General features: G+C 31.7%; 7 protein-coding genes. 4 read left to right on the top strand and 3 right to left on the bottom strand.

What is annotated here, in order from left to right; all coding sequences use genetic code 11:
* Positions 1–518: 518 nt before the first annotated feature.
* Both rnjA and LQ688_RS13355 read right to left on the bottom strand, forming a co-directional pair.
* On the bottom strand, positions 519–2192 hold the full coding sequence (gene rnjA / locus LQ688_RS13360) for a ribonuclease J1 (RefSeq protein WP_064204124.1): 1674 nt from the start codon (positions 2190–2192) through the stop codon (positions 519–521).
* A complete protein-coding gene (locus LQ688_RS13355) occupies positions 2193–2405 on the bottom strand; it encodes a DNA-dependent RNA polymerase subunit epsilon (RefSeq protein WP_064204123.1) in 213 nt (70 codons plus the stop codon).
* Between the two features lie 232 nt (positions 2406–2637).
* Between LQ688_RS13355 and LQ688_RS13350 the strand changes: the two genes are divergently transcribed.
* Together LQ688_RS13350 and LQ688_RS13345 are read left to right on the top strand one after the other, a co-directional pair.
* Positions 2638–3417, top strand: coding sequence for a Cof-type HAD-IIB family hydrolase (locus LQ688_RS13350; RefSeq protein WP_064204122.1), 780 nt, complete (start codon positions 2638–2640; stop codon positions 3415–3417).
* A 12-nt stretch (positions 3418–3429) separates the two neighbouring features.
* Entirely contained in the window at positions 3430–3702 is a 273-nt protein-coding gene (locus LQ688_RS13345) for a hypothetical protein (protein WP_239704147.1), read from the top strand.
* 75 nt (positions 3703–3777) lie between these two features.
* On the opposite strand, the gene def is transcribed toward LQ688_RS13345, so the two are convergent.
* Positions 3778–4332, bottom strand: a complete 555-nt coding sequence (gene def, locus LQ688_RS13340) for a peptide deformylase (RefSeq protein ID WP_064204134.1) — start codon at positions 4330–4332, stop codon at positions 3778–3780.
* A 120-nt stretch (positions 4333–4452) separates the two neighbouring features.
* On the opposite strand from def, the gene LQ688_RS13335 reads away from it, so the two are divergent.
* Complete coding sequence (locus tag LQ688_RS13335) at positions 4453–5085, top strand: YkyA family protein (RefSeq protein ID WP_064204120.1); 633 nt, start codon at positions 4453–4455, stop codon at positions 5083–5085.
* A 163-nt stretch (positions 5086–5248) separates the two neighbouring features.
* Positions 5249–6361, top strand: a complete 1113-nt coding sequence (gene pdhA / locus LQ688_RS13330; RefSeq protein ID WP_064204119.1) for a pyruvate dehydrogenase (acetyl-transferring) E1 component subunit alpha — start codon at positions 5249–5251, stop codon at positions 6359–6361.

Here is a 6361-nt window from a genome sequence, read left to right as displayed (position 1 = left end):
AAAAATCAAACAGATTTATTTTGTTAATACATTCTAAAAAACCAAAGGTTGATTACTTCTAAAGATATTACACATAAATATGGACTTGACTATATTATTCAGTGTTTTAATATAATTTTATCCTAAATACATAAGGTATGCCGCTCTAACGTGCAAGAAATTTGAGACAAGCTCGTTACATTTTCTAACGAGCTAGTGATTATAAACAAGCACGTTAGCTCGATATTATTCAGTGTTTTAATATAATTTTATCCTAAATACATAAGGTATGCCGCTCTAAAGTGCAAGAAATAAGAAACAAGCCTGTTACAATTTCTAACGACCTAGTGAATCTAAACAAGCCCGTTAGCGCGATATTTTCTATGATTTAATTTTATGTACTCAAATCTTTGTTAGTTATAACAAAAATAGGAGACTATACACTTTTTAAAACGAAATAAACAAACACCCCAACCCGAAAGAGAAATCAACGGATTGGGGTGTTTGAATTGAGAAAAGGGGTTATATCCTATTCTCTATTATTTGATTTTCATAATGATTGGTAAAATCATTGGTTTACGAGCAGTTTTTTCGTATAAATACGGTTGTAACGCTTCTGTTATTGTTGCTTTAACATGATGCCATTCAACTTTATCATTATTATTTAATTTCTCAATTACTGACTTTTTAATTAATCGTTGTGCATCATAAATTAAATGACCAGATTCTCTCATGTATACAAAACCACGAGATATAATATCAGGACCAGAAAGCAATTGCTTTGTCTTAAAGTCAATGCTTACAACTACAATTACTAAACCTTCTTCTGATAATACTTTACGGTCTTTTATAACAACGTTGCCTATATCTCCAATTCCACTTCCATCTACGAACACACTTCCAGAAGGTATGCGTCCTGCGTATCGTGCAGAATCTTTCGTAAGTGCTAATACATCACCGATTTCATATACAAATATATTATCAGGATCAACGCCACAGTTAACACCTGTTTCACTGTGTTTCTTAAGCATTCTATATTCACCATGAATCGGCATGAAATATTTCGGCTTAATTAAACGAAGCATTAATTTTTGTTCATCTTGAGAACCGTGTCCAGATGTATGAATATTCGACAACTTACCATGGATAACATCTGCTCCAGCTTTATAAAGCGCGTTTATTGTTCTGTTAACACTCTTTGTATTACCTGGAATAGGGGAAGAACTAAATACTACTGTATCATCAGGTATAATACTAATTTGTCTATGTGTGCCATTAGCTATTCTAGATAAAGCAGCCATTGGTTCACCTTGAGAACCTGTACATAAAATTAATATTTCATGCTTAGGCACAGTATTGATTTTATTAGGTTCAATAAATGTTTCAGGTGGTACTTTAATATATCCTAAATCAGTACCAATTTTAATGTTGTTCTCCATTGAACGACCGAATACTACAATTTTACGATTGTATTTAACGGCTGCTTCAACAGCTTGTTGTACACGATATATATTTGATGCGAAAGTCGCAAAAATAATTCTTCCTGTACATTTACGGAAAATCTCATCTACATTTTGTCCAACTTCTTTTTCACTTAGTGTAAAGTTAGGAACTTCAGAGTTAGTAGAATCCGAAAGCAAACAAAGTACGCCTTCTTCACCTAATTGAGCCATTTTAGCAATATTTGCTGGTTGTCCAACAGGTGTGAAATCAAATTTGAAGTCACCAGTATGAACAATTTTACCTTGAGGTGTATCGGCTATAATACCGTATGCTTCAGGTATACTATGTGTTGTTAAATAAAATGAGATTTTAAAGTGTTTAAATTCAAACACAGAGTCTTCAGTTATTTCATTGAGTTGTGCAGTTTTTAGTAAATGATGTTCTTCTAATTTATTTCTAATTAAACCTAAAGCTAATGGACCACTGTATATGGGAACATTAAATTGTTTAAGTAGATAAGGGACGCCACCAATATGGTCTTCGTGTCCATGTGTAATGAATAAAGCTTTTACTTTATGTTTGTTTTGTATTAAGTAAGTATAATCAGGTATCACGTAATCGATACCAAGCAAATCGTCATCTGGGAACTTAATACCAGCGTCTATTACGATTATTTCATCTTGATATTCGAGGGCGTACGTGTTTTTACCTATTTCACCGAGTCCTCCCAGTGCATATACACCTACTTCATTTTTTTGGATGGGTTTCATTTAGATTTTCTCCACATTAAAATGTTCTGATTTTTGTTCATAATCTAAATGAGCGCCCTCTAATTTTTGGACAAATTCGATATTATAATTACGATCTGATAAATAACGTCTCACTTGTTCTTCTGTTTGTCCTTCGAAATACTTAGTTTGTGTACTTTCACGTACAATAACTTCACTTTTGTCTTCTTGATAAAATACTTTAAATATTGCCATATATATAATCCTCCTAGTTGATTAACATAAATAAAGCCCTAGTTTAAGGCTAGGGTTAGTCAATTTTTGAAATTTGAGTCCCGTTCATTTTGAGAGGTATTTAAATTAAATATATAAATACCTTTTTAATAAGTTCATTTTACATGATAATTAGATATAAATAAAGTTATTTAACTAAATCTTTCATATATACTCAGAATGGACTAGAATAGAACGGAGGAGGCGATGATAGTTGGAAAAGAAATTAATATTTCTAGATATAGATGGTACAATTTATGATGAAAATAAAGAAATACCTCAATCAACAATAACCGCAATAAAAAAATTAAAAGAAAAAGGTCACATAGTTGGAATTGCTACCGGACGCGCACCTTACATGTTTAAGCACGTAATTGAAGAAACTGATATTCAAACCTTTGTTTCATTAAATGGACAAATTGTTGTTCATGATGGAGAAGTAATAGGTAAATATCCATTGAATAAGGAAGAATTAACACAAATCGTTGAAAAAGCACACAAAAATAATCATCCTTTAGTTTTCTTTGGAGACACAAACGTATACGCAAGTGAAGAAAACAATCTTCATATTTCAGAAAGCTTAGGCACTTTGAAAATGGATTATCCACAATATCACAATACATATTATTTAGATCATCCAGTATATCAAGCGCTTATATTCCATACTGCTGATGAAGATTATAAATATGATAACCAATTTGAATCTTTAAAGTTTTATAGATGGCATACTTTAAGCAGAGACGTTGTACCTAACAATCGTTCTAAAGCAGAAGGCATTAAAGAGTTGAGTAAAGAGTTAGGATTTTCATTAAATGAAGTCGTAGCGTTTGGCGATGGACCGAACGATGTTGAAATGTTAACTGAAGTTGGTTGTGGAGTAGCTATGGGAAATGCTGTAGACGCTTTAAAAGAAGTTTGTGATTATGAAACTAAAAGTGTAGACGAGAATGGCATATACGATGCATGTGTGAAATTAGGATTGATAGATGAATAGGAAGTGAATGTTATGGATAAAGTTGAACGTATTATAAAAACTGTAAAAGCTGAAAAAAATAGATCAGATAAACATTTTAAAGGTATTGAATTTAATATTCGCCAAAATGAAGTTGTTATGATTTATAATTATGATGAAACAGTAAATAATGTAAAACAAGATCCACACTACATTCGACATAATAAAGATCCAGAGTGGTTGAATCTAGATGAATTAGAATTAATTCAAAAATCATTAAAAGAAGAAAATATTAAATTTATAGAACGTAGAGATGAATTTATGTAACTATAATTTAAAACTTAAAACTATGAAAAAGAGTCTGGGGCATAAATAATTGTCCCAGACTCTCTTTTTGTATTGTTAATTAATTTCTACAGCATCGTCTACCACTTTAAATGGATCTTCTTCATTAATATAGTCATAGAACATTATGCCATTCAAATGGTCAATTTCATGTTGTAGGACAATTGCTGGATATCCTTTAAACCTTTTTTTGAATGGATTGCCTTCAATATCAAAAGCTTCTATCGTCACTTTAAAGTTTCTGTGCACTAATCCTGGTATAGATTCGTCAACACTTAAACAACCTTCACCGCCGTTTAAATATGCTTTTTGAACACTATGGCTCACAATTTTAGGGTTAATGAGTTGAAGTTCAAGTTTATTTCCTTTTCCATCATCTTGGATATAAACGGCTAACATTTTTTTAGAAACATTTATTTGAGGAGCTGCAAGACCAACTCCAGAGCGAAGTCCATATTTTTTTGCTAGTTCTTCATCTTGAGAATTTTTAAGGAATTCTAACATTTCGTTTAAAGTTTCTTGATCCTCTTTAGATACAGGTATTGCTACTTCATCGGCTTTTTTTCTAAGTGTTTCGTGGCCGTCACGTATAATATTTTCCATAGTTATCATTTTCATGCACCTTCCTCATATAAAATATATCAAAAATTCATCGTATTTACATCTAATATTAATTGTATAAATAAAAAAAACAGAGTAACATAAACATAGATTAGTAAGGAGGAAATACATATGATTGGCAAGAAAATCGGCGCATTAACTTTAACAGCCACTATGTTATTAACAGCTTGTGGTCAATCAACAGATTCATTAGAATCATTTTACAAAAAAATAGAAAAAGCAAATAAAAAAGAGAAGGTCATCGTAGATTTAAATGAAGAAATGACAAAAGCAGAAAAAGAAAAAGTAGCTAAAATTGAAAAATTAAATAAAGCTAAAGGTGATGAATTTAAGTCTATTGCTGAAGAAATTACAAAAAGCGTTGATGATCGTGAAGCGATAATCGATAAAGAAGATAAAGCAATGAAAGATTCAAAAGAGATATTTGAAACATCCGAAAAAGACTATAAAGCGATAGAAGACGATGAACAGATAAAAGAAGCTAAAGATTTAAAAAATATCTTAGATAAAAAATATAAAACACATGAAGAAGTAATAAAAGGATATAAAGGTGTTCTAAAAGCAGAAAAAGAATTATTCGGTTATTTATCGAAAGATAAAGCAACACAACAAGGTGCAGATGAACGTTCGGAAAAATTAACTGAAGAAAATAAAAAAACAGAAAAAGTTGTTACAGATTATCAAAATCAATTAAAAAAAGTTCAACAAGAAAAACAAGATGTAGCACAGATTTTAAATAATTGATATGTATTAGTACAGTTGTTATGATGTTGTAATACAGACGTATAAAAGCCTTGAATCAAAGGCTTTTTATTATGTAAGTATTTTTTATTTAACAGTAAAACAGTTTTGTGTTAAACTAATTAAGAAATGATTATTTAATATAGGGAAAGGTATGGTGAATTGAATGGCTCCGAGAAAAAAAGCCCAATTCGATGCAGTAGCGACTTTAAATGAAATAGAGTCTAAGTTTGAAATGGTTCAAGTTTTAGATGAAGAAGGAAATGTCGTAAATAATGACTTATTACCGGACTTATCTGACGAAGAACTAGTTGAATTAATGGAAAGAATGGTATGGACTCGTGTCCTTGACCAACGTTCTATTTCTTTAAATAGACAAGGTCGTTTAGGTTTCTATGCACCAACAGCAGGACAAGAAGCTTCTCAATTAGCTTCACATTATGCATTAGAGAAAGAAGACTATGTACTTCCAGGTTACCGTGATGTACCTCAATTAATCTGGCATGGTTTACCATTAACTAAAGCGTTCTTATTCTCACGTGGACACTTTATTGGTAACCAATTCCCAGAAGGTGTGAACGCATTAAGTCCACAAATCATCATCGGTGCTCAGTTTATTCAAACAGCTGGTGTTGCATTAGGTCTTAAAAAACGCGGGAAGAAAAATGTAGCAATCACATATACTGGTGACGGTGGTTCATCACAAGGTGACTTCTATGAAGGTATTAACTTCGCATCTGCTTATAAAGCACCTGCTATCTTTGTAATTCAAAATAACAACTACGCGATTTCAACTCCACGTGATAAACAAACAGCAGCTAAGACATTAGCTCAAAAATCAGTGTCAGTTGGTATTCCAGGCGTATTAGTAGACGGAATGGATGCTTTAGCAGTTTATGCAATCACTAAAGAAGCGCGTGAACGTGCTGTTAACGGTGAAGGTCCAACATTAATCGAAACATTAACTTATCGTTATGGTCCACATACAATGGCTGGTGACGATCCAACACGTTACAGAACATCTGATGAAGATTCAGATTGGGAAAAGAAAGATCCATTAGTACGTTTCAGAAAATATCTTGAAGCTAAAAACTTATGGTCTGAAGAAAAAGAAAACGAAGTAATGGAAAAAGCAAAAGAAGAAATTAAAACAGCTATTAAAGAGGCAGATAATACGCCTAAACAAAAAGTTACTGATTTAATGGAAATTATGTACGATGAAATGCCTCAAAACTTAGCTGAACAATATGAAATTTACAAAGAGAAGGAGTCGAAGTAA

Origin of the sequence: Mammaliicoccus sp. J-M40, from assembly GCF_022386395.1 — a bacterium.
In the GTDB taxonomy this organism is placed as follows: Bacteria; Bacillota; Bacilli; order Staphylococcales; family Staphylococcaceae; genus Mammaliicoccus; species Mammaliicoccus lentus.
The sequence above is the reverse complement of the archived record's forward strand: the minus strand, read 5'-3'. Positions and strand labels throughout refer to the sequence as shown.

Excerpts from the sequence above, each read along its gene's own strand:
- LQ688_RS13335 (WP_064204120.1), top strand. The coding sequence starts at position 4,453 with ATGATTGGCAAGAAAATCGGCGCATTAACTTTAACAGCCACTATGTTA.
- LQ688_RS13355 (WP_064204123.1), bottom strand. The coding sequence starts at position 2,405 with ATGGCAATATTTAAAGTATTTTATCAAGAAGACAAAAGTGAAGTTATT.
- rnjA (WP_064204124.1), bottom strand. The coding sequence starts at position 2,192 with ATGAAACCCATCCAAAAAAATGAAGTAGGTGTATATGCACTGGGAGGA.
- def (WP_064204134.1), bottom strand. The coding sequence starts at position 4,332 with ATGATAACTATGGAAAATATTATACGTGACGGCCACGAAACACTTAGA.
- LQ688_RS13345 (WP_239704147.1), top strand. The coding sequence starts at position 3,430 with ATGGATAAAGTTGAACGTATTATAAAAACTGTAAAAGCTGAAAAAAAT.
- pdhA (WP_064204119.1), top strand. The coding sequence starts at position 5,249 with ATGGCTCCGAGAAAAAAAGCCCAATTCGATGCAGTAGCGACTTTAAAT.